Here is a 20,612-nt window from a genome sequence, read left to right as displayed (position 1 = left end):
CCGCGGGGGGACGGGGCGTGCGCGGGCATGCGGGCAGGGGGACATGGCGGGGCGGCGGGGCCGCCCTCGCCACTGGTCGGACGGAGGGATCAGCCGGGAGCGGCGGTGTGCAGCAGCCAGGCGGTGTCGGCCGCGAGGGGCTTCACGCCGTAGAGCCGGCCGGCGGGGATCAGGACGGCGTCACCGCGTTCCAGCCGCTCCGGGGGTCCGGTCGGCGTGGTGATCAGGTCGGCCTCGCCCCGCTCGATCTCCAGGACCGTGTCCTCGTCGTGGCCGCGCGTGCCGAACGGGGCGCCGGGCGCCGGCGCGACCCGGCGCGTCCCGGTGACCTCGGCGTCCCGCGCGAGGTCGCGGTGGCGGGGGAGGTCGTCGGCCCACTGGATCTGCGCCGCGGTGTCGTCCTCGAACCAGCCGCCGATCAGCCGTGCCTCGGCGATGCCGCGCATCAGTTCGGGCACGACGCGCGGGCCGTGCCGCCCGGCCAGGGCCAGCAGGACCTGGTCCCGGGTGATCCGCCCGTGGTGCTCGTCGATATGCGCGTGCTCGTCGCAGTAATGCAGGTCGACGGCGTCGCCGAATATGCCGCGGAAGACCTTCACCATTTCCACGAACGCGGGCGCGAAAACCGCCTCGGCGTAAGTGACCGCACCCGCGTAGCGGAAGAACTTGGCATGATCACGGGAGAGGTAGTAATAGTAGTTGTTCGTCGCCAGCGGGCCGGCCAGGTAGAAGTTCCAGTACGCGTGCACGTGCGTCGCCATCGACCGGCTGCGCAGCATTTTGGCGAAGATCGTGGTGTGCTTGGCGTCGTAGACGCCGTAGCCGAATTCATCGATGAAGATCTTGAACAGGGCGGACTGCTCGGGGCCGTAGGCGCCGGCGAGGTTCCGCGACATCGCGGACGCCTCGGTGAGCCCGTCGAGGGCGAGTTGCACCAGGTACAGGTCCGCGGCGCTCTCCCGGTCCCGGGCGTTCGCGATGGCGGTGAGCGCCGGCGACGGCCCGGCCGCGGCCTCGGCCACCACGTGCCGGAAGTAGGTCTCCAGCACCTCGGGGGTGGCGGCGCCGCTGACGTCCACCGCCTCGTCCAGGCAGCCGAACGCGAACCGTTCCAGCTCCGAGACCGTGCCCTCCCGGAGTTCACGCAGCTCACGGCCGTAGAAAAGGTCGAAGTCGTCATGCAGGACGGCCAGGCCCTGCTCGGGGAGCAGCACCGTCTCGGCCTCGTACCAGGTGCCGAGCAGCCGGTGCGCGGCGAGGGAGCGGTGCGCCGGCCAGTCGCCGGGGCGCAGCGGGCGCTCGAAGTCCGCCTCGGCCAGCGCGGCGGGGAAGAGCATCCGGCGGTAGGGGTTGGGACCGTGCAGCACCTCGGGGCCGCCCTGGAAGAGCGGGCTGCCGGCGAACGCGCGGACCCGCTCGCCCAACGTGCCGCCGGGGAGCTCTTTGGCAGGATGTGACTGAGACTGGACTGTCATTTAGTTAGACCGTTCGCCTGACTACGTTGATGTCGTGGTGTAGGAGAGGGATCCGGGCCCGATTGTGTCGGTCCGAAACCATGAGGAACGGTGGATGGTGCGTTGGCAAGTGGTCGGTAGAGTGGCGGGATAACGCAGTGAAAACGTATTCTCACATTAAGTGAGGGTGCCGTTTGCGTTGCGCGCTGGGCACGTTAACAAAGGTCACCGGGATGATCAATGATCGAAAAAAAGTTTGAGTACTCGATGACCAGGGGCGCGGCGGCGCGGAAGATATCGGTCATGTCCGGAAATACGGCCTGGGGACACCCGCCGTCCGGCCGCCCCGGTGCCGGCGCGGCCCCGCGTCCGCGCCCTGACCTCGGGCTTTCCGGCTCCTGGTGGCCCGCCGCACGTGCGAGGAGGCGAGGGCGACGGAGCCCGGCTTAATTTGACTCGCTGTGAAGGGGGCGAGTCAGCGTCTAATCGGAGGTTGTCCCCGGATCGATGTCCGTATCCGGCCGCCCCCTGCCCCACGACGACGCGACCGGAGCCGCGCTGGTCGGACCCGGACGCGCCCGACCGGTAGGCCCACGATGACCGGATGCCGTCCACGGGCCGCGGCTCCCGCACGGGGAACCGGGAGACGCGGCGAGCCCGCGGCCGACGTACGGCCGCGGGCTCGCGGAAAAGCGGGGCAATGCGGGGTGAGGGGCGTGCGCGCGGCACGTCGGCGCCGGGCTCAGCCGCGCGGCACGAGGCACCCCGGCCGGTTGTAGTCGATCACGCTGCCGGGGGCGATGCAGGCGGCGAGGATGTAGGTCTGCTGCGCGTACCCGATGTTCGGGCGCACCGTGATGTTGCCGGACTGGTCCACCTCACACGGGTTGTTCAGCGTGCAGCGGCCGCCGTCCTCGTTGATGGTGTTGTTCACCGCGATGACGTCACCGGACGCCGCGTCGATGACCGGCGACCCCGACGTCCCGCCGATCACGTCGCACTCGGACGTGTAGCGGACCGAGTCCTTCCACGTCCACTGCCCCTCGCGGAGCCGGTAGGCGAACCCGTCGAGGCTGCACGAGTACATGCGCCGCCAGTAGCCCGAGACCACGCGCAGGGAGGTGCCGGCGGTCGGGTGCTGGAGCGACAGCTCCAGAGCGGGCGTGCCGTAGGTCTGCCTGATGCTGGCGTAGCTCCGGTTGAGCCGGTACAGGGCGACGTCCGTGTCCGTCATGGTCGCGTACAGCATCGCCGACGCGCGCAGGGTGCCGAGGGACCCCGTCCCGCTGGAGTTCAGCAGCGTGAACGTGCGGCTGGACGACCGGTTCGTGATGACCTGCCCGGCCGACGGCATGCCGCCCTCGTAGCAGTGGCCGTTGGTCAGCACGAGCGCCGGGTCGCTGTCGGCGGAGTTCGGGGTGCGCACCAGCGAGCCCGAGCAGTTGCTCAGCGCGACGATCCCGGTGAAGTCGACGGCGGCGCGGGTCGGCGCCGGCGCCTGGGGGGCGGCGGACGCGGCGGACGCTGCGGCGGTCAGCGTCCCGGTCCCGAGGAGGGCGGCGACGAGCACGCCCAGAATGCGTCTTTGCATGGCGGGGGGTCCTATCGGGGGTGAGGGCGGCGGGGGCGGGAGCCGCGCCGGCGCCTGCGAGCACCTGGGAGCACACGGCACTCGACGCCGGACGCGCAGCGCGATGGTAACCAGGCCCTTCGCGCCCGGGAAGGCCCGGATCGGCCGACCTGCGGGAACCCGGAGAATCAGGCAGGCATTGCAAAAGCGGACACTCCGCCGGACGTCCGAAAAGCCCCGCCGGACACCCCCGTCCGCGCGCCGCCGCGGCCTAGACTGCGCGGCATGGACCTCAGCGACGCCACACGCATGATCCTGTCCGAGTCGGCGGCGCACCCGGAGCTGCTCCGGGTGACCCGGGAGGCGCACGACCGGCTGGCCCGCGGAGTCGGCGTCCCGCACACGGACCTCAGCTGGATGCTCCGGGAGGCGGCCCGCAAGAACGTCTACCCCGCCCTGCGCACCCGCTACGGCGTCGCCGCCTTCGACGAGATGGTCGTCGTCCTGTGCCGGGAGATCGACCACCAGGCCCCGGTCCCCGCCCGAACGCGCTGACGGCGCCCGAAATGCGCCGACAGCGCACGGATACGGGGAGCGTGCCCGAACCGCTGACGGCGCCCCGCGCCGCGCCTAGACTCCTCTCGGGCGCGACGCGTACCTTCGGCCGGAGGACGCGTACTTCGGCCTGAGGCGGGACAGTGCGCATCAAGGGCGGCGGAGCACCGGACGCGGAACAGCCGTGGAACGAGATCGTCCCCGGGCTGTGGATGGGCGGGCACTTCTACACGGAGTCCTCCGGCGAGCGCGCGCCCGCGGTCGTCGCGGACGAGTTCGACGTCGTCATCAGCATGTACCGCAAGGACGGCCACGGCCCGCCCGCCGACGTGGAGCACCACTACGAGGCCCTGCCGGACAGGCCGCTGACCGCCGTGCAACTGGAGGCGGTGTCGCGCCTCGCCGAGGTGGCGGTGGCGGCGGTGCGGCGCGGCCGGCGGGTGCTCGTCCGGTGCCACTCCGGCTACAACCGGTCCGGGCTCGTCGTCGCGCAGACCCTCATCGAGATGGGCTACCCGGCGGACGACGCCATCTTCCTCGTCCGGTACCGCAGGTCGAAGTGGGCGCTCAGCAACCAGACCTTCGTCGACTACCTGACGACCGGGCTGGACGTGGCGCGGCTCCTGACCGGCCTCGGCAGCCTCACCGAGGACGGCGACCTCACCTAGACCTGGCCGCACCCGGCAGCGCCGGCGGCGGTCAGCGGCCGGCGGCGGCACCGCGGAACGTCCGCCGGTAGGCCGACGGCGACGTCTTCATCGCCCGGACGAAATGGTGCCGGAACGTCGCCGGGCTCTCGAACCCGACGGCCGCGCCGATCTCCTCGATCGGCGCCGTGCCCTCCTCCAGCAGCGGCAGCGCGGCCAGGACCCGCTGGCCGATGACCCACCGCAGCGGGCTCGTCCCCGTCCGCCTGCCGAAATGCCGGACGAACGTGCGCGGCGCGAGGCACGCCACCCGCGCCATCCCCGCGACCGTGACGGGCTCGGCGAGGTGCGCCAGCGCCCAGGCCATCGCGCGCGCGACCGGGTCGTCCTCCGCGGGCGGGTGCACGGCGGCCTCCACGAACTGCGCCTGCCCGCCCTCCCGGTGCGGCGGGACGACCAGCCGCCGCGCGACCATGTTGGCGATGCGGGCGCCGTGGTCCTTGCGGACGAGGTGCAGGCACAGGTCGAGCCCGGCGGCGCTGCCCGCGCCGGTGAGCACGTCGTCGCCGTCCACGTAGAGGACGTCCGGGGTCACGCGGACGCGCGGGTGGCGGCGGCGGAGCAGGTCCGCGTACTGCCAGTGGGTGGTGGCCTCGCGCCCGTCCAGCAGGCCGGCGGCGGCGAGCGCGAACGCGCCCGAGCAGATGGACACGACGCGGGCGCCGCGCGCGTGCGCCGCGCGCAGCGCCGCGACCACCTCGGGCGGCGGGTCCCGCCGGACGTCGGGGACGGCCACGACCATCACGGTGTCCGCGGCCGCGAACGCGTCGAGCCCGTGCTCGGCGGTCATCGTGAAGCCGCCGACCACGCGCATCGGGCCGGGGCCGTACGCGCAGACCCGCAGGTCGTACCAGGGCACGTCCAGTTCGGGCCGGTGCAGCCCGAACACCTCGACGACCGCGCCGAGTTCGAACGGCGTCATCCCGTCGAACGCCAGCACCGAGACGGTGTGCCGGCGTGCCGGGGGAGCGGTGCGCATGGCCGGATCTTAGCGGTGGCGGACGTTCCCGCCACTCCCGGGCCGGTGCCGCGGCCCCCGAGGATCGAACCACCCGCACCGGACGAGGAGCCCCCCGATGACCGACACGCCCACCGACACGCCCACCGACATCTCCGCCGACACGCCCGCCGACACCGCTCACCCCGCCGACGCCGTCTCCGCCGTCACGGCGGTGCCCGCGGGCACCGCCGAGGAGGCGCGGCGGCACTTCGCCGCCCGGCTGGCCTTCGAGACCGATGTGTCGGACGTCGCCGCCGACCTGGCGGCGCGCGTGGCCGGGATCGTCGTCGTCGACACGCGCAGCGCCGAGAGTTGGGCGCAGGGCCACATCCCCGGCGCCGTCCATCTGCCCACCGCCGAGATCGCCGAGCGCGCCGACGCCCTGATCCCCCGGGACGCGACCGTCGTCGTCCACTGCTGGGGGCCCGGCTGCAACGGCGCGCAGAAGGCGGCTCTGGAGTTCGCGAAGCTCGGCCGCCCGGTCAAGGAGATGATCGGCGGGTTCGAGTACTGGGCGCGAGAAGGGTTCCCCGTGGCGCGCGGCGGCGCCGTGACGCGCCGGTCCCCCGACCCGCTGACGGCCCCCGCCTCGGGCGTCGCCTGCGCCTGTTGAGGCGGAGTCGGCGCATGTTCCGGCGGGGACGGGGCATAAGGATGTCCTTCGGCGACGTTAGACTCTACGAATCACTCTTCGACGCCCCCGGCGTCAGGCTCGTCCTTGCAGGCCGCCACATCGCGGTGCCTCCCGAGACGTGCCCCCCTCTCGGAAGGTAATGCGTGACCACAGCTGCCGCTGCACAGAACCCGACCATGCCCGCCACCGCGGACGAGGAGCGGGTTCCCACCTTCGCCGAGCTCGGCATCCCGCCGGTGCTGGTGAGCTCCCTGGAGCGCCAGGGCATCGAGGCGCCCTTCCCGATCCAGGCCGCCGCGATCCCCGACATCATGGCCGGACACGACGTCCTCGGCCGCGGCAAGACCGGTTCCGGCAAGACCCTGGCCTTCGGCCTGCCGCTCCTGTCCCGCCTCTCCGGCCGCAAGGCCGCCCCGAAGCGCCCGCTGGCGCTGATCCTCGTGCCGACCCGCGAGCTGGCCCAGCAGGTCCAGAACAACCTGGAGCCGCTCGGCCGCGGCCTCGGGCTGCGCTTCAAGACCGTCATCGGCCAGACGTCCATGTTCAAGCAGATCGACGCGCTGCGCCGCGGCGTCGAGGTCCTCGTCGCCACGCCCGGCCGGCTGAAGGACCTGATGCGGCAGGGCGCCTGCGACCTGTCCGACATCGAGATCGCCGTGCTGGACGAGGCCGACCACATGGCCGACATGGGCTTCCTGCCCGACGTCACCGACATCCTGGACGCCGCCAAGCGCGACGGCCAGCGCCTGCTCTTCTCCGCCACCCTCGACAAGGACGTGGACGTCCTGGTCAAGCGGTACCTGCACGACCCGGTCACGCACGCGATCGGCCCGGTGGACGAGTCCGTCGACACGATGGACCACCACCTCCTGCTCGTGGCGCCGAAGGAGAAGGGCGCCATCACCGCCGAGATCGCCAACCGCGAGGGCCGGACGATCCTGTTCGCCCGCACCAAGCACGGCGTCGACCGGCTCGCCAAGCAGCTCGTCCAGGTCGGCGTCCGCGCGGCGGGCCTGCACGGCGGCAAGAGCCAGGGGCTGCGCACCCGCACGCTCGCCGAGTTCCGCGAGGGCTCCATCAGCGTGCTGGTCGCCACCGACGTCGCCGCCCGCGGCATCCACGTCGACGACGTGTCGCTGGTCATGCACGTCGACCCGCCGGCCGACCACAAGGACTACATGCACCGCGCCGGGCGCACCGCCCGCGCCGGGGAGCGCGGCACCGTCGTCACGCTCGTCCTGCCGCACCAGGTGCGCTCCACGTCGGCGATGACGCGCCGGGCCGGCATCAACGCGCCCCGCGTCCGGGTGGCGAGCGGCGACGCCGAGCTGGTGAAGCTGACCGGCGCCCGGCAGCCGTCCGGCATCCCGATCGAGGAGCCGATCATCCCCGAGCGTCCGCGCCGCGAGGGCGGCCGTGGCCGGCAGGGCGGCGGCGGGCGCCGCCGGGGTCCGCGCTCCTTCGACCGCCAGGACGGCGGGCGCCGCCGCGAGGGCGAGCCCGGCCGCGGGGAGCACCGCACCTACTCCGGCGGCGACCGTCGGGGCGGCGGCCCGCGCACGGGCGGCGGCTCGCACGGCAACCGCCGCGGCGGTCCCCACAGCGGCGGCGGCGAGCGCCGCGCGGCCCGCTACAACTGACCGACGCCCCTCCAGGGCGACGCATCCGAGAAGCCCCGTCCGGCACCTGCCGGGCGGGGCTTCTCGCGTCCTGCCGTGCGGGACGCCGCCACCGGCCGCCTCTCAGTGAACCCGGCGGCCGTCACCGGCGTCGTAGGTCGCGACGGGAGCGGCGCGCGGAGGAGGGATCCGGAGGGTGACGTACTCGCGGGGGCCGGGACGTCCAGGGGAGGGGGCGCCCGCGTCGCTGGTGATACGCGTCCAATCGGCGACCTTGGCGGGACGGCACCCCGAGGACGATCTACAACCGCGGCGTGCTCGGCTATGAGCCCGCCGAGCCGCCCGGTAAGTCGACGCTGCTCGCCATCTACACGCTGGCGCCGGTCACGGTGATCCTGGCCGTCGTCATCGCCGCCCTCATCGCCCGCTGACGGGGGTTCAGCCGGCCTCTTCCTGGAGGGTGTCGTCCTCCCGGAGGGACTCCTCGCGCACGGTGGACTCCTCGCGGAGCCTGTCCTGGAGGATCTGCAGGCCCTCTAGGCCGTCCACGGACAGGGCGGCCAGCTCGTCCAGGGAGATCAGCGGGCCGTTGCGCAGCGGCGGCTGCCAGCCGTTCTCCTTGTCGTGGCTGCGCAGCACCTTCGCGGGAACGCCGCCGATGACCGAGTGGTCGGGGAACTCGCCGCGGACCACGGCGCCGCCGGCGACGGCGACGTTCCGGCCGAGCCGGGTGCCCGGCAGGATGATCGCGCCGGTGCCGATCCAGCAGCCGTCGCCGATCACGACCGGGTTGTTCTCCGGCCACTGCCGGCCTATCGGCGTGTTCAGGTCGCCGTAGGTGTGGTTCTGGTCGGTGATGTAGACGTTGGGGCCGGTGAAGACGTCGTCGCCGATCTCGATGGACTGGTGCCCGACGATGTGGGTGCCGCGGCCGAGGGAGCAGCTCGCGCCGATCCGGACGATGACGTCCGGGCCGAGGTCCAGACCGGGGACGAACCCGGCGGAGATCGTGACGTGCGTCCCGACGAGGGTGTGGTCGCCGATCGAGATCCACGGCTCGCCGTAGATCGAGCCGACGGGGAAGCCGATGCAGGCGCCCTCGCCGAGGTAGGCGAACTTGCGCCGGCCGGGGGTGTGCGGGGTGATCTCGCCGTGCCGCTGGACCCATTCCCAGGCGCGGTGCACGGCCACGTGCACGCCCTGCCGCGCCCGCTGCCTCGCGCGGGCCGCCAGCGCCTGCCGGACGGAGTTCTTCGGCGACATGGGCGTTACCGTACCGGGTGGTAGCAACCCCCGCGCACGGCGGAGCGCAACTCGCGGACGGGGATGGACCCCCGGCACGGCGGAGGGCCCGGCCGTTCGGAACGGCCGGGCCCTCCGGTGCGCGCACTAGTGCGGCGAATGCACCTGACCGTCGACATCGGCGCCGGAAACCGTCATGGAGTCGGCCGATGTGGCGTCCTCCACATGCTCCCCGGAACCCTTGGTCATGTCGCGGATGACGCCGCGCCGCGTCGCGACCACACCGGCCGCGCCGACGACGGCGACGGCGCCCATCATCGCCATGAGCGTGCCGCGCCCGGGACCGGACCGCCGCGGCGGCTCGACCCGTCCGGCGACATCGCTCAGAAACGTGCTCACCCGCGGGGCGAGCCCGGACTCCACGTACCGGGCCGCTCGCCGGAGCCTCGGTGCGCTCCAGCCGCGGACGAGCATGACACGCTCCTGCGCGGCGGGTGCGATCCGCTCCGCCGTGCTGGAGGCACTCTGCCGACACATCTCGGCGCCCTGCCGGGCCGCCTCCTGGACACGGCCGAACCGCGTGAGGACTTCCTCCCGCGGCTTCCGGCGGAGACTGATCATTAGGGACACGCTAACCTCCCTGTTTGCGAGGTCCTGTCGTGCAGCCTTCCCAGCGATCGGGAGGTAAACCCCGAATGCGTGACCGGCTGTGCGCGCGGGGTAGTCGAATCGGGCGCGACCGAGACCGTAACGTTTCGAGCAAGACATCCATCCGATGAGAGAGGCGGCCAGCGTGGCCAACGAGATCTTCGCGACGCTCACCACGTCGCTCGGCAAGATCGTGATCCAGCTCTACCCGGAGCAGGCGCCGGAGACCGTGGCGAACTTCGTCGAGCTGGCGGAGGGCACCCGGACCTGGACCGACCCGAACACCGGCCAGAAGACCGACAGGCCGCTCTACAACGGGACGATCTTCCACCGCGTCATCGACCAGTTCATGCTCCAGGGCGGCGACCCGCTCGGCACCGGCACCGGGGGCCCCGGCTACCAGTTCAAGGACGAGTTCCACCCGGACCTGAAGTTCAACCGCCCCTACCTGCTGGCGATGGCGAACGCCGGGCCCGGCACCAACGGCTCCCAGTTCTTCATCACGCTGAGCGTCGCGCACACCCAGCACCTGACCGGCCGGCACACCATCTTCGGCAAGGTCATCGAGGGCACGGACGTCGTCGACCGCATCGGCAAGGTGGAGACCGGGCGCGGCGACCGCCCGAAGCAGGACGTCGTCCTGGAATCGGTGACGATCGAACGTCGTTAGTCGTCTCTAGTAGTAGAGACCCGCGCGACGCGGAACCCGCACCGGCCACGGAGCCCAGATGAGCACAGACCACAGTCCCGCCCCCGAGACCTCGGTGCCGACCTGTTACCGGCATCCGGGGCGCGAGACGTATGTGCGCTGCACCAGGTGCGACCGCTACATCTGCCCCGACTGCATGCGGGACGCGGCGGTCGGGCACCAGTGCGTGGAGTGCGTCGCCGAGGGCAACCAGGGCGTCCGCAGGGCGGTGCCCCGGACGGTCCTCGGCGGACGGGCCGCCGCGTCCGCGGTGCCGGTCGTCACCTACACGCTCATCGGCGTGTGCGTGGCGGCGTACGCGGCCGAGCTGGCGTCGTGGCGCGTCGTGTGGGAGTTCATGATGCTCGGCCAGGCCGTCCTGCCGGACGGCCATGTCGGCGGCGTCGCGCAGGGCGAGTGGTACCGGCTCTTCACCACGATGTTCCTGCACCAGCGCGGCGGGTCGTTCGGCATCACCCACATCCTGTTCAACATGTGGGCGCTGTACGCGGTCGGCCCCGCGCTGGAGCAGGTGCTCGGACGCTGGCGCTACCTGGCGCTCTACCTGCTGTCCGGCCTCGGCGGGTCGGTGCTGCTGTACCTGGTCGGCGCCCCGCAGGACTCGGCGGTCGGCGCGTCCGGCGCGATCTTCGGGCTGTTCGGGGCGTACTTCGTGATCGGCCGCAGGCTGGGCGGGCCGGTCGGGCCCATCGTGGTGCTGCTGGTGATCAACCTGGTGATCACGTTCTCGGTGCCGGGCATCTCGTGGCAGGGCCACGTCGGCGGCCTCGCCGTGGGCGCGGTGCTCGCCGCGGCCTACGCGTATGCTCCCGCCGCGCGGCGCCGGCTGTTCCATCTCGGGGCGCCGCTGCTCACGCTGGCGCTGCTCGCGGCGCTGGTGCTGATGCGGACGGCCGAGCTGAATCCCGCCATGTAGCCGGACGGCGACGCGGTTCGGCGACGCGGACGCCGTCCACCCGCGGCGGCGTCCGCGCAGCCGAACCGTCGGACCGGGCCTGTGGAAAGTTCCTGTGGAAAACCTGGGGAAAGCCGGGGTGGGAGATCCCCGACCTGTGGATAACCCGCCGTCAGCGCCAGCGGGTCGAGAGGATCACGCCGAGGATGATCGCCGCGAAGCCGATGCCCAGGTTCCAGTTGTGCAGGTCGGTCATGAACGGCACGTCGGTGCCGGTGCTCGCCGTCACGTAGAAGACGGCGATCCAGATCAGGCCGATGAGCCACAGCCCGACCATCGTCGGCACCAGCCAGCGGGGGCTGACCTCGGGCGCCTTCGACTTCTGGGGCGGGGTGTAGACGGCCTTCTTACGCACTTTCGACTTGGCCACGGTGGGATCGATCTCCTCGGGCGTCCGGCGGCCGGAGCGCCGGACCGCGCATGGGTGTTTTGTCGGTTAGCGTAGTCGCTGGTGACCACTGTCTGATGAGCAATGTACGGCGTTCCGCGTGGGGAAGCATCATCCCAGCTCTCACGCTCCTCGCGGGCACCTTGTTCGCGGCGAGCGCGAGCACGGCCCGCGGCACGAGCCTGCGCGAGCAGGGCCGCACCCGGATCACCGAGCTCATCACCGCCGAACAGCGTCGCGGCCGCGCGGAGCGCGCCGAGTACCGGCGGTTGCGCGACCAGGTAGACCGTATCTCCCAGGAGGCCGGACGTCACGACGCCCGCGTGCGCGACGCCCGGGAGGAGGCCGAGCGGCGCGCGGCCGGAGCCGGGTTCGCCCCGCTCACCGGGTCCGCCGTCCGCGTCACGCTGGACGACGCGCCGCTGCCCGAGTCGGGCGCCCTGCCGCACGGCGTCGGCCCGGACGACCTCGTCGTCCACCAGGCCGACGTCCAGGCCGTCGTCAACGCGCTCTGGGCGGGCGGCGCCCAAGGCATGCAGATCATGGATCAGCGGATCATCGCGACGAGCGCCGTCCGGTGCGTCGGCAACACGCTGATCCTCCAGGGCGTCGTGTACTCCCCGCCGTTCCAGATCACCGCCGTCGGCGACCCGGACCGGCTCCGCGCGGCGCTCGGCGCGTCCGCCGAGATCGCCGTCTACCGCAAGTACGTCCGCGCGTACGGGCTCGGCTACTCGGTGCGGAGCGTGGGACGGGCCACGCTGCCGCCCTTCACCGGCAGCGTGACCTTGAAGCACGCTACGGTTCCGGCGAGGCCGGGCGGCTGACCCGACCGGACGAGGAGGCACGCGGTGCGGACGGTGATCCGGGGCATGGGCGAGCTGTGCATCACCGCCGGCCTGATCGTCATGCTGTTCGTCACCTACGAGCTGTGGGGGACCGGGCGCTACACCCAGGGCCAGCAGGACCGGCTGCAGGACGAGATGATGCACAGCTGGCGCGCCGCCCCGTCCGCGTCGGGCAAGGTCACCACGGAGAAGGTGAAGCTCGGCAAGGGCCTCGCGGTGATCCGCGTCCCGCGGTTCGGCGACGACTACCGCTTCGTCGTGGTGGAGGGCGTCACCCGCGCCGACCTCCGCAAGGGGCCCGGCCACTACCCGGGCACCGCGCTGCCCGGCCAGGTCGGCAACTTCGTCGTCTCCGGGCACCGGACGACGTACTCCGCCCCCTTCAACCGGCTCGGCGAGCTCGACCGGGGCGACAGGATCCTCATCGACACCCGCGACCGGCAGTACGTCTACACGGTCACCGACCGCAGGATCGTCAAGCCGTCGGCGGTGGAGGTGACCGCGCCCGTGCCGTTCCATCCGAAGCGCCGGCCGACCGAGCGGCTGATCACGCTCACCACCTGCCACCCCAAGTACTCCGCCGCCGAACGAATGATCATCTTCGGTGAGCTGGCCGAGGCGCTGCCGCGCGTGCCGGCCGCCGCCGGCACGTAGGAGGTCGTCCCGTGTACGCCTGGATCTGGTGCCGCCTCCCCGGCGAGTGGCCCACCAAGGCCGCCATCGCGGCCGGCATCGTGCTCGCGGTCGTCGCGGTCCTCTGGTACGCGGCCTTCCCCCGGGTGGAGGCGAAGCTCCAGTTCGACCACGGCGTCGTCCAGGACCCGGGTGTCGTCCAGAGTCCGGCGCCGTCCGGTTCCGCGCCGCCCGGCTGACGGTGCACCGCTCTGACCTGCACGGACTCCGAGAGTCGCACCGCCCGCCGGAAGGATGAGAAAAATTCGGTTGAAATCCGTAACGTCCTAGGGCCGCGTGACGAAGACCATAACGAGGGCTTCCGCCATTGCCCCCGAGTGGCGGAAGCCCTGCTTCATGCCCGGACCAGGACGGACCGCGGCCCCGTCCCACGGCCTCCGCGCACGCGAAGGGCCCCGGCTCCCCCACATGGGGAACCGGGGCCCTTCGCGCGTTCAGCGGGCCGTTCAGCCCTCGCCGTCGCCCGGCGGCCAGCCCGGCAGGTTCGGCGACGAGGGACCGCCCGGCTGGGTCGGGGTGGGCGGCGGCTTCTCCGCGACGAAGATCGTCACCGTGTCGCCCGGGGCGACCGTGGCGCCCTCGGTCGGCTGCTGGTCGAAGACGAAGCCCGGCGCGACCTGCTTGTCCGGGGGCGGCGTGCCCTTCTCCACCCGGCACTTCAGCCCGGCCGCCTCCAGCTTCCCGCACGCGGCGCGCTGGCTGTTGTTGAACAGGTTCGGCATCTGCACGCTCGACGGCCCGTTGGAGAACACCACCGTGATGGTCGCGTTCTTCGGCGCCTTCGTCCCGCCGGCCGGGTCGGTGCGGATCACGGTGAGGCGCGGGACGGTGTCGCTCGTCTCGGCCCGCCTCTGCACCTCGAAGCCCTTGGCCTCCAGCAGCTTCTTCGCCGTCGCGTACGGCTGCCCGGCGACGTTCGGGACCTCGATCTCCGTCGGCGGCTTCTTGCCCTTGGACACGAGCAGCGTCACCGTGGCGCCCTTGGCGGCGTTCGTGCCGGGCTTCGGATCGGAGCCGATGACGTTGCCCGCGTCGATGTCGTCGCTGAACTCCTTCTTCGGCTCGCCGAGCTGGAAGCCGAGCTTGGTCAGCTGCGCCGTCGCCTCGCTCTCCGAGACGTTGACGATGCTCTGTGGGATCGCGACCTGCGTGTTCTTCTCACCGCCGCCGCCGCTCAGCATCCAGCCGATCAGCGCGGCGCCGCCGATGAACAGCACGGCGAGGCCCACCCACAGCGCGGCCTTCCGCCCGCCCCCGCCGCGCTCGGGCATGTCGTCGTCGTAGCGGACGGGAGGCAGCCCGTACCCGTCGTCCTGCGGGTGGTGCATCTGCGTCCGGGACGCGCCGTGCGGCGGGTAGGCCCCCATCACCTGGGTGCCCTGCGGCACCTGCGCGCCGCCCATCAGCATCGTGGACGCCGCCGTCGACGCCACCGGATGCCCCTGCAGGACGCGCTGGATCTCCTGCCGGAACTCCGTCGCGTTCTGGTAGCGGTGGTCGGCCTCCTTCGCCATCGCCTTCAGCACCATCGCGTCGGCCCACTGCGGGATCTGCGGGTCCACCTGGGACGGCGGGACCGGCTCCTCCCGGACGTGCTGGTAGGCGATCGCGACCGGGGAGTCGCCGGTGAACGGCGGCTTCCCGGTGAGCAGCTCGTACAGGACGCAACCGGTCGAGTAGATGTCGCTGCGGGCGTCCACCCGCTCACCGCGCGCCTGCTCCGGGGACAGGTACTGCGCGGTTCCGATCACCTGGGCGGTCTGCGTCATCGTGGACGCCGAGTCGGCCATGGCGCGGGCGATGCCGAAGTCCATGACCTTGACCTCGTGCTGCCGGGTGAGCATCACGTTGGCCGGCTTGATGTCGCGGTGCACGATCCCGCCGCGGTGGCTGTAGTCCAGCGCCCGCAGGATCCCGTCGGTGATCTCCAGTGCCTTCTCGGGCAGCAGCGCGCGGTTCTCCCGGAGCAGGTCGCGCAGCGTGCTCCCGTCCACGTACTCCATCACGATGTACGGGATCGGGGTGTCGCCGATCATGTCCTCGCCGGTGTCGTACACGGCGATGACCGAGGGGTGGTTCAACGACGCGGCCGACTGGGCCTCGCGCCGGAACCGGGCTTGGAACGTAGGGTCACGGGCCAGGTCGGACCGCAGCGTCTTGACGGCGACGACGCGATCGAGGCGCAGGTCTCGGGCACGGTAGACCTCGGCCATGCCGCCCCGCCCGATCACCGAATCGAGCTCGTAGCGGCCGCCGAGCAGCCGAGGTTGACTCATATGTGCACTTTCCCTCGTACGTCTACACCTGGTGTTCCGAACCTAGCTTCCCGCTCTCGGTCGGCGAGGGCGCCGGGCTCGAAGTTGACGGAGTCGTGGTGCTCCCCGTCGGTGTGGGTGTTGGCTTGGGGGCGGTGGCAGTCGCCCGGGGCGATTTCATCGATGTCTTCTGTGAAGGGGACGTCTTGGGCGTCACTCGCGTTGACGGACGGATCCTATGCTTCCGGTGCCGTGGGGTGACAGCCGGCCGTTGGGGGGTGCTGCTCGCCCGGCGGGTGGGCGGGGCGCTCGGACGTTCCGCGGGGTCGCCCACGAGGCCGTCGCCGACCGGGCTGGTGGCCGGGGCGGCGGGTGGATCCCGCTCGTCCTCGCCGGATCCCGCGGACGCCAGCCCCTTCCACAGCGAGCCGACGACGATCACGAAGACCAGCACGAGGACGGCCGCGACCGACGCGTACGTCAGCGTCGTGCGTCGTTGCACTGTCCCACGCGAGAGGTTATCCGCCGCCGGGTCAGCGTCAAATCCCGACAAAGCTGCCGATTGCGTAACGATGGGGTCTCCGCCCCGAGCGGCGTGCCTGCCGCGTCGCGGGGCGCTGCGAGGAGCCGAGGCGGAGGCGGCGGAGGCGGTGGACGCACCGGCGGGCGCCCCCGCCGCCGGCGGCCTGACGGGGCGCGCCCCCGCCAGCGACGCCCGGATCGCCAGCGCCCGCGCCGCGACGCGCCCCGCGTCCGGCGGACGGTCCAGCGGGTCCTTCGCCAGCATCTCCATGACCAGCTCGCGGGCGGCGTACGGCACCCGGGCCGGCAGCTCCGCGGGCGCGTCCCGGACGTGCTTGAGCGCCACCTCCACCGGCGTCGAGCCGTCGAACGGCGGCGCGCCCGTCAGGCACTCGTAGGCCACCACGCCCAGCGAGTACAGGTCGGCCTTCGGCGACAGCTCCTTGCCCTGCGCCTGCTCCGGCGAGATGTAGTGCGCCGTCCCCATGACCATCCCGGTCTGGGTCTGCGACGCCGCCGCCAGCCGCCGCGCGATCCCGAAGTCGGTGATCTTCACGGTGCCGTCCGGGGACACCATCAGGTTCGCCGGCTTGACGTCCCGGTGCACGATCCCGGCCTCGTGCGCCACCGTCAGCGCCCGTCCCGCCTGCACCACCAGGTCCAGGACGGCCTCCAGCGGCAGCCCGCCGTCGCGGGCCAGGATCTCGTCGAGCGGCTCGCCCGACACCAGCTCCATCACCAGGAACGTCCGGCCGCCGTGCTCCCCGAAGTCGAACGCCCGCGCGATCCCCGGATGCCGCAGCTCCGCCGCGAACCGCGCCTCCGACTCGAACCGGGTGCGCGCCCGCACGTCCGAACCGAGCTCCAGCCGCAGCAGCTTCACCGCGACCTGCAGGCCCGTCACCGCGTCCGACGCGCGCCAGACCTCGCCCATCCCGCCGATGGCCAGCCGCTCCAGCAGCCGGTACCGGTCGCTCAGGACGAGGCCCGGGCTCACTTCTGCAGGACCTTGGCCATGATCGCGGCGGCGATCGGGCCCGCGTTCTCGGCACCCGAGCCCGGCGCCTCGGTCATCACGGCGAACGCGTAGCGCGGGTCCTTCATCGGGCTGAACCCGACGAACCAGTTGGCGTTCGGGTTGCCCGGACCCTGCTCCGCCGTACCCGTCTTGCCGGCGATCCGCCTGCCCGCCAGGTTCTTCGCGGTGCCCTCGGTGACCACCGCGCGCATCATGTCCTCGAGCTGCTCGGCCTGGTCGCCGGTCATCGCCTTCCCGAACTCCTTCGGGGACGCGCCGTACAGCTGGCTCTGGTCCTTGGCGCGGACGGTCTGCACCACGTACGGGTTCATGATCTTGCCGCCGTTGGCGACCGCGGCGGCGACCATCGCCATCTGCAGCGGCGTCGCGCGCACGTTCTCCTGGCCGATGCCGGACCGGGCCGTCCCGTCCGCGCCCGTCGGGGTCTTCTTGCCGCTGGCGTCCGTGAACGCCACCGGGACGTCGCTCTCGGCCGTGTAGAAGTCGGGCTCCAGCTCCACCCGCTTGCCGAACCCGAACTTCGTGGCGCCGTCGTGCAGCCCCTGGATGCCCATGTCCAGCGCCATCTTGCCGAACGTCGTGTTGCAGGACTCGGCGAACGCGCCGCGCAGCGAGGCCGCGCCGCCGCAGCTGCCGCTGTCGTGCGAGTTCGGCAGCGGCTGCCCCGACTCCGGCAGGGTCAGCTGGCCGGTGTTGACGGTCGACGAGCTGTTGATGCCGAGCTTCTGCATCGCCAGCGCCGCCACCAGCGTCTTGAACGACGAACCGGGCGGGAACGTCTGGCTGAGCGCGTTGTCGACCAGGGGCTTGATGACGCCCTCGCCCTTGTCGAGCTGCTCCAGCCGCTTGCCGCCCGTCAGCCCGGTCTGCGGCGCCACCTCGTTCGGGTCGAACGACGGCCACGACGCGGCCACCTTCACCGCGCCCGTCTTCACGTCGATCACCACGGCGCCGCCGCGGCGGCCCTGCTGCGTCCGCGCCTTCAGCTGCGCGTACGCGGTGCGCTGCGCCCCCGGGTCGATCGTCAGCTCGACGTTCGCGCCCTCGGCCTTCTTCCCGATGAACATGTCGAACCAGCGCTGCTGCGTGATCCGCTTGTCCTTGCCGCCGAGCAGCGAGTTGTAGGCCCGCTCGACCTGCGTGGCGCCGCCGTTGAAGTACCCGGTGACCGGCGCGAAGACCGGCCCGTCCTTGTAGGACCGGCCGTACTTCGGGTTGTCCTTCCCGGTCTCCTTGGAGATCACCAGCACCTCGCCGCCCGCGGAGATCTCGCCGCGCGGCGCGTTGAACACGTCCGCGTACTGCCGGCTGTTGCGGGCGTCGGTGCGCAGGTCCTCCGCCTGGCTGCCCTGGACGTAGTTGACCTGCGCCATCAGCCCGAAGAACAGCAGCATCGCGAAGATCGCCACCCGCCGAACCGGCTTGTCCATGTTCATAGGGGGGAAGTCACCTCGTGCTCACGATCTGGGTCATGCCCTCGTCCTGGATCGCCTGCGGGGCCGGCTTGCGCGCGTCATGGCTCATCCGCACCAGGATCGCGATCAGGATCCAGTTGGCCATCAGCGACGAACCGCCCTGCGACAGGAACGGCGTCGTGAGACCGGTCAGCGGGATGAGCCGGGTGACCCCGCCCACGATCACGAAGACCTGGAGGGCCAGCACGAACGACACACCGCCCGCGAACAGCTTCAGGAACGGGTCCCGCGCCGCCACGGCCGTCTTCATCCCGCGCTGCACGATCAACGCGTAGATCAGCAGGATCACCATCAGCCCGGTCAGCCCGAGCTCCTCGCCGAGCGAGTCGAAGATGAAGTCGCTGAACGACAGCGGCGTCCGCCACGGCTCGCCCTGGCCGAGCCCCGTGCCGAGGACGCCGCCCTGCCCCAGCGCGAACAGCCCCTTCATCAGCTGCGCGCTGTCGGAGTACTCGCCGCCGAGCTTCGCGCAGGCCGTGAAGCCCGGCGAGATCACGCCCTCGACGTCGTTCTGCTTGTAGATCTCGGTGTCGGGGTTGACGGGCACGACCTTGCCGCTCTCCAGCAGGCAGCCGCCGTCGAAGTACGGCTTCGGGTTCTGCCAGATGTCGATGCGCTGGTTCACGTGGCCCATGAACGGCAGCAGCGTCGCGACGAACACGCCCACGGCGAGCAGCCCGACACCGATCACCACCCAGGAGACCCGCTGCGTCGCGATGTAGAGCATCGACACGAACAGGCCGAAGAACAGCAGCGCGGTACCGAGGTCCTTCTGGAGGAACAGCACGCCCAGGCAGAAGAACCAGATCACCATGATCGGGCCGAGGTCGCGGCCCCGCGGCAGGCTGACCGGGCCGACCTTCTTGCCGATCAGCGACATCGCCTGCCGCTTGTTCACCAGGTAGCCGGCGAAGAACACGACCAGCAGCAGCTTCGCGAACTCGCCCGGCTGCACCGAGAACGGACCCAGATGGATCCACACCCGGGCGCCGTTGATCTCCGCGCCGATGCCCGGGACGATCGGCAGCAGCAGCAGGATCACGGCGGTGAGGCCGATCAGGTACGTGTAGCGCTGCGCCGTCTTCGGGGTGAACGACAGCGGCGCGTCCGGCTTCTCGGTGTCCCGCATGATCAGGACGGCGGCGACGAACAGCCCGATGCCGACGAACGTCCACATCAGCTGGCTGGGCGCGTCCGCGGCGTCCGGGAGGAGCTTCTTGCCGGCCAGCGCCGCGGCCTTGCGGTCGGCGCTGGTGTCCAGGTCGAGCCGGTAGATCATCGTCAGCCCGATGCCGTTCAGCGCGACCGCCAGCGGCAGCAGCAGCGGATCGGCGTACGGGGTGAACTTCGCCTGCACGAAGTAGGCGACGAGCGCCAGCACCGCGAGGCCGCCGCCGTACACGAACAGGCCCGCCGGGATGCTGCCGTCACGGGCCAGCCCGACCTCCGCGAACGCCGACAGCGTCATGACCATCGCGAAGATCAGCAGGGCCAGCGAGGCGGCGTTGCGCCGCTGGTACGGCAGCCGCGCCCGGATCTGCTCCCCGATCGACTGCATCTACGAGCTCCCTCCGCTGGAGGGGCAGTCCTTCGGCTTGCCCGCCGCGTTGTCGGTGCACTGGTCGCGCCGCTTCTCCAGCGCCTGCAGCGCGCTCTGCGCCGCGGCCCGGCCGATCATCGGCGGGGTGCCCTTGGTGATCTCCGTCGCGTCCGACCGGGGCAGCTCGCTCAGCAGGACCTCGCTGGTGACGATCTTCGTCTCCTGGCAGTTCTGCTGGCCCTTGCCCCGCACGATCGCGACCTTGCCGCCGGCCTGGACGAGCGTGTACTTGCAGACCACGTCGGTCAGCTTCTTCCAGTCCTTCGGGCCGTCCACGGTGTAGGTCGACCGGACCCGCTGCTGGATGTCCTCCGGCAGATCGCTCACCTGGATCTTCGGCTCCGGCTGCTTGGACGCCGGCCGCGACAGGTCGAGGCCCGGCACCTCCTGCGGCGTGCCCCGGTACAGGACGACGGTGTCGCCGGTCGCGCCGATGTAGTAGCCGTTCCGGACGTTCTGCAGCAGCACGAAACCGCCCGCCACCACGCCCACCACGACCACGCCCGCGACGACGATCAGCCACGTCCAGCGGCGGGCGCCGCCGCGCCGCGGCCGCTCCATCGGCGCCTGCTGGATCGTGCCCGGCGGGGGCGGGCCGCCCATCGGGTCGCCCATCGGCGCGGGCGCCGGCGGGGGAGGCCGCTCGTCCACCGCCACCGGCGGCTGCGGCCGCGTGTCGCGCAGCTGCGCCGCGCGGCC

19 protein-coding genes and 1 pseudogene are annotated in these 20,612 nt (G+C 71.9%); 9 read left to right on the top strand and 11 right to left on the bottom strand.

Annotated features, from left to right (window positions below):
* Positions 1-89: 89 nt before the first annotated feature.
* Positions 90-1,475: an iron-containing redox enzyme family protein gene (locus tag AB0K34_RS29655; RefSeq protein WP_364552208.1), complete on the bottom strand. Its 1,386-nt coding sequence runs from the start codon at positions 1,473-1,475 to the stop codon at positions 90-92.
* Between the two features lie 721 nt (positions 1,476-2,196).
* Positions 2,197-3,045: a serine protease gene (locus AB0K34_RS29650; protein ID WP_301174010.1), complete on the bottom strand. Its 849-nt coding sequence runs from the start codon at positions 3,043-3,045 to the stop codon at positions 2,197-2,199.
* Positions 3,046-3,309: 264 nt separating this feature from the next.
* On the opposite strand from AB0K34_RS29650, the gene AB0K34_RS29645 reads away from it, so the two are divergent.
* Positions 3,310-3,579: a hypothetical protein gene (locus AB0K34_RS29645; RefSeq protein WP_138641970.1), complete on the top strand. Its 270-nt coding sequence runs from the start codon at positions 3,310-3,312 to the stop codon at positions 3,577-3,579.
* Between the two features lie 143 nt (positions 3,580-3,722).
* Positions 3,723-4,247: a dual specificity protein phosphatase family protein gene (locus AB0K34_RS29640; protein ID WP_205719727.1), complete on the top strand. Its 525-nt coding sequence runs from the start codon at positions 3,723-3,725 to the stop codon at positions 4,245-4,247.
* Between the two features lie 31 nt (positions 4,248-4,278).
* On the opposite strand, the gene AB0K34_RS29635 is transcribed toward AB0K34_RS29640, so the two are convergent.
* The gene (locus AB0K34_RS29635) at positions 4,279-5,265 is read right to left on the bottom strand and encodes a helix-turn-helix domain-containing protein (RefSeq protein ID WP_138641969.1); all 987 of its coding nucleotides are present in this window, start codon (positions 5,263-5,265) and stop codon (positions 4,279-4,281) included.
* A gap of 97 nt (positions 5,266-5,362) precedes the next feature.
* Between AB0K34_RS29635 and AB0K34_RS29630 the strand changes: the two genes are divergently transcribed.
* Together AB0K34_RS29630 and AB0K34_RS29625 are read left to right on the top strand one after the other, a co-directional pair.
* A complete protein-coding gene (locus AB0K34_RS29630) occupies positions 5,363-5,899 on the top strand; it encodes a rhodanese-like domain-containing protein (protein WP_138641968.1) in 537 nt (178 codons plus the stop codon).
* 197 nt (positions 5,900-6,096) lie between these two features.
* Positions 6,097-7,560, top strand: a complete 1,464-nt coding sequence (locus AB0K34_RS29625; protein WP_138641967.1) for a DEAD/DEAH box helicase — start codon at positions 6,097-6,099, stop codon at positions 7,558-7,560.
* A 417-nt stretch (positions 7,561-7,977) separates the two neighbouring features.
* Here AB0K34_RS29625 and AB0K34_RS29620 read toward each other — a convergent pair whose 3' ends face one another.
* Complete coding sequence (locus AB0K34_RS29620) at positions 7,978-8,802, bottom strand: acyltransferase (protein ID WP_301174012.1); 825 nt, start codon at positions 8,800-8,802, stop codon at positions 7,978-7,980.
* A 126-nt stretch (positions 8,803-8,928) separates the two neighbouring features.
* Positions 8,929-9,255 carry a hypothetical protein gene (locus AB0K34_RS29615; protein ID WP_301174013.1) on the bottom strand — a complete coding sequence of 109 codons (327 nt, stop codon included), beginning with the start codon at positions 9,253-9,255 and terminating at the stop codon, positions 8,929-8,931.
* Positions 9,256-9,556: 301 nt separating this feature from the next.
* On the opposite strand from AB0K34_RS29615, the gene AB0K34_RS29610 reads away from it, so the two are divergent.
* Positions 9,557-10,099 (top strand): peptidylprolyl isomerase, encoded by a 543-nt coding sequence (locus tag AB0K34_RS29610; RefSeq protein ID WP_301174014.1) that lies wholly within the window; start codon positions 9,557-9,559, stop codon positions 10,097-10,099.
* Between the two features lie 58 nt (positions 10,100-10,157).
* The gene (locus AB0K34_RS29605; protein WP_138641512.1) at positions 10,158-11,054 is read left to right on the top strand and encodes a rhomboid family intramembrane serine protease; all 897 of its coding nucleotides are present in this window, start codon (positions 10,158-10,160) and stop codon (positions 11,052-11,054) included.
* A gap of 151 nt (positions 11,055-11,205) precedes the next feature.
* Here AB0K34_RS29605 and AB0K34_RS29600 read toward each other — a convergent pair whose 3' ends face one another.
* Positions 11,206-11,463, bottom strand: a complete 258-nt coding sequence (locus tag AB0K34_RS29600; RefSeq protein ID WP_089327631.1) for a cell division protein CrgA — start codon at positions 11,461-11,463, stop codon at positions 11,206-11,208.
* 95 nt (positions 11,464-11,558) lie between these two features.
* Here AB0K34_RS29600 and AB0K34_RS29595 point away from each other — a divergent pair, with 95 nt between their 5' ends.
* From AB0K34_RS29595 to AB0K34_RS29585, 3 genes are read left to right on the top strand one after another with little or no spacing between them, the layout of a single operon-like run.
* Positions 11,559-12,308 (top strand): DUF881 domain-containing protein, encoded by a 750-nt coding sequence (locus tag AB0K34_RS29595; RefSeq protein WP_301174015.1) that lies wholly within the window; start codon positions 11,559-11,561, stop codon positions 12,306-12,308.
* A 24-nt stretch (positions 12,309-12,332) separates the two neighbouring features.
* Complete coding sequence (locus AB0K34_RS29590; RefSeq protein WP_240808542.1) at positions 12,333-12,983, top strand: class E sortase; 651 nt, start codon at positions 12,333-12,335, stop codon at positions 12,981-12,983.
* Positions 12,984-12,994: 11 nt separating this feature from the next.
* Complete coding sequence (locus AB0K34_RS29585) at positions 12,995-13,201, top strand: hypothetical protein (protein WP_301174016.1); 207 nt, start codon at positions 12,995-12,997, stop codon at positions 13,199-13,201.
* A 267-nt stretch (positions 13,202-13,468) separates the two neighbouring features.
* On the opposite strand, the gene pknB is transcribed toward AB0K34_RS29585, so the two are convergent.
* The 5 genes and pseudogenes from pknB to AB0K34_RS29560 form a co-directional block, all read right to left on the bottom strand.
* Positions 13,469-15,298 (bottom strand): Stk1 family PASTA domain-containing Ser/Thr kinase, encoded by a 1,830-nt coding sequence (gene pknB / locus AB0K34_RS29580; RefSeq protein WP_301174017.1) that lies wholly within the window; start codon positions 15,296-15,298, stop codon positions 13,469-13,471.
* A 22-nt stretch (positions 15,299-15,320) separates the two neighbouring features.
* The gene (locus AB0K34_RS29575) at positions 15,321-16,796 is read right to left on the bottom strand and encodes a serine/threonine-protein kinase (RefSeq protein ID WP_301174018.1); all 1,476 of its coding nucleotides are present in this window, start codon (positions 16,794-16,796) and stop codon (positions 15,321-15,323) included.
* Entirely contained in the window at positions 16,793-18,268 is a 1,476-nt protein-coding gene (locus AB0K34_RS29570; RefSeq protein WP_301174019.1) for a penicillin-binding transpeptidase domain-containing protein, read from the bottom strand. The genes AB0K34_RS29575 and AB0K34_RS29570 overlap by 4 nt, the downstream gene beginning before the upstream one ends.
* 16 nt (positions 18,269-18,284) lie before the next feature.
* Positions 18,285-19,871, bottom strand: coding sequence for an FtsW/RodA/SpoVE family cell cycle protein (locus AB0K34_RS29565; protein WP_138641505.1), 1,587 nt, complete (start codon positions 19,869-19,871; stop codon positions 18,285-18,287).
* Positions 19,872-20,612 (bottom strand): annotated as a pseudogene (locus AB0K34_RS29560) (serine/threonine-protein phosphatase); the annotation flags it as partial. It abuts the gene before it with no gap.

Source organism: Actinomadura sp. NPDC049382 (assembly GCF_040677125.1).
Lineage (GTDB): Bacteria > Actinomycetota > Actinomycetes > Streptosporangiales > Streptosporangiaceae > Spirillospora > Spirillospora geliboluensis.
Note: the sequence above shows the minus strand (reverse complement) of the source record. Positions and strands in the feature narration are given on the sequence as shown.

Bases quoted from the DNA above. Each gene is read 5' to 3' on its own strand.
- AB0K34_RS29655 (WP_364552208.1), bottom strand. From the start codon at position 1,475: ATGACAGTCCAGTCTCAGTCACATCCTGCCAAAGAGCTCCCCGGCGGC.
- AB0K34_RS29650 (WP_301174010.1), bottom strand. From the start codon at position 3,045: ATGCAAAGACGCATTCTGGGCGTGCTCGTCGCCGCCCTCCTCGGGACC.
- AB0K34_RS29645 (WP_138641970.1), top strand. From the start codon at position 3,310: ATGGACCTCAGCGACGCCACACGCATGATCCTGTCCGAGTCGGCGGCG.
- AB0K34_RS29635 (WP_138641969.1), bottom strand. From the start codon at position 5,265: ATGCGCACCGCTCCCCCGGCACGCCGGCACACCGTCTCGGTGCTGGCG.
- AB0K34_RS29630 (WP_138641968.1), top strand. From the start codon at position 5,363: ATGACCGACACGCCCACCGACACGCCCACCGACATCTCCGCCGACACG.
- AB0K34_RS29625 (WP_138641967.1), top strand. From the start codon at position 6,097: ATGCCCGCCACCGCGGACGAGGAGCGGGTTCCCACCTTCGCCGAGCTC.
- AB0K34_RS29620 (WP_301174012.1), bottom strand. From the start codon at position 8,802: ATGTCGCCGAAGAACTCCGTCCGGCAGGCGCTGGCGGCCCGCGCGAGG.
- AB0K34_RS29615 (WP_301174013.1), bottom strand. From the start codon at position 9,255: ATGCTCGTCCGCGGCTGGAGCGCACCGAGGCTCCGGCGAGCGGCCCGG.
- AB0K34_RS29610 (WP_301174014.1), top strand. From the start codon at position 9,557: ATGAGAGAGGCGGCCAGCGTGGCCAACGAGATCTTCGCGACGCTCACC.
- AB0K34_RS29605 (WP_138641512.1), top strand. From the start codon at position 10,158: ATGAGCACAGACCACAGTCCCGCCCCCGAGACCTCGGTGCCGACCTGT.
- AB0K34_RS29595 (WP_301174015.1), top strand. From the start codon at position 11,559: ATGAGCAATGTACGGCGTTCCGCGTGGGGAAGCATCATCCCAGCTCTC.
- pknB (WP_301174017.1), bottom strand. From the start codon at position 15,298: ATGAGTCAACCTCGGCTGCTCGGCGGCCGCTACGAGCTCGATTCGGTG.
- AB0K34_RS29570 (WP_301174019.1), bottom strand. From the start codon at position 18,268: ATGGACAAGCCGGTTCGGCGGGTGGCGATCTTCGCGATGCTGCTGTTC.
- AB0K34_RS29565 (WP_138641505.1), bottom strand. From the start codon at position 19,871: ATGCAGTCGATCGGGGAGCAGATCCGGGCGCGGCTGCCGTACCAGCGG.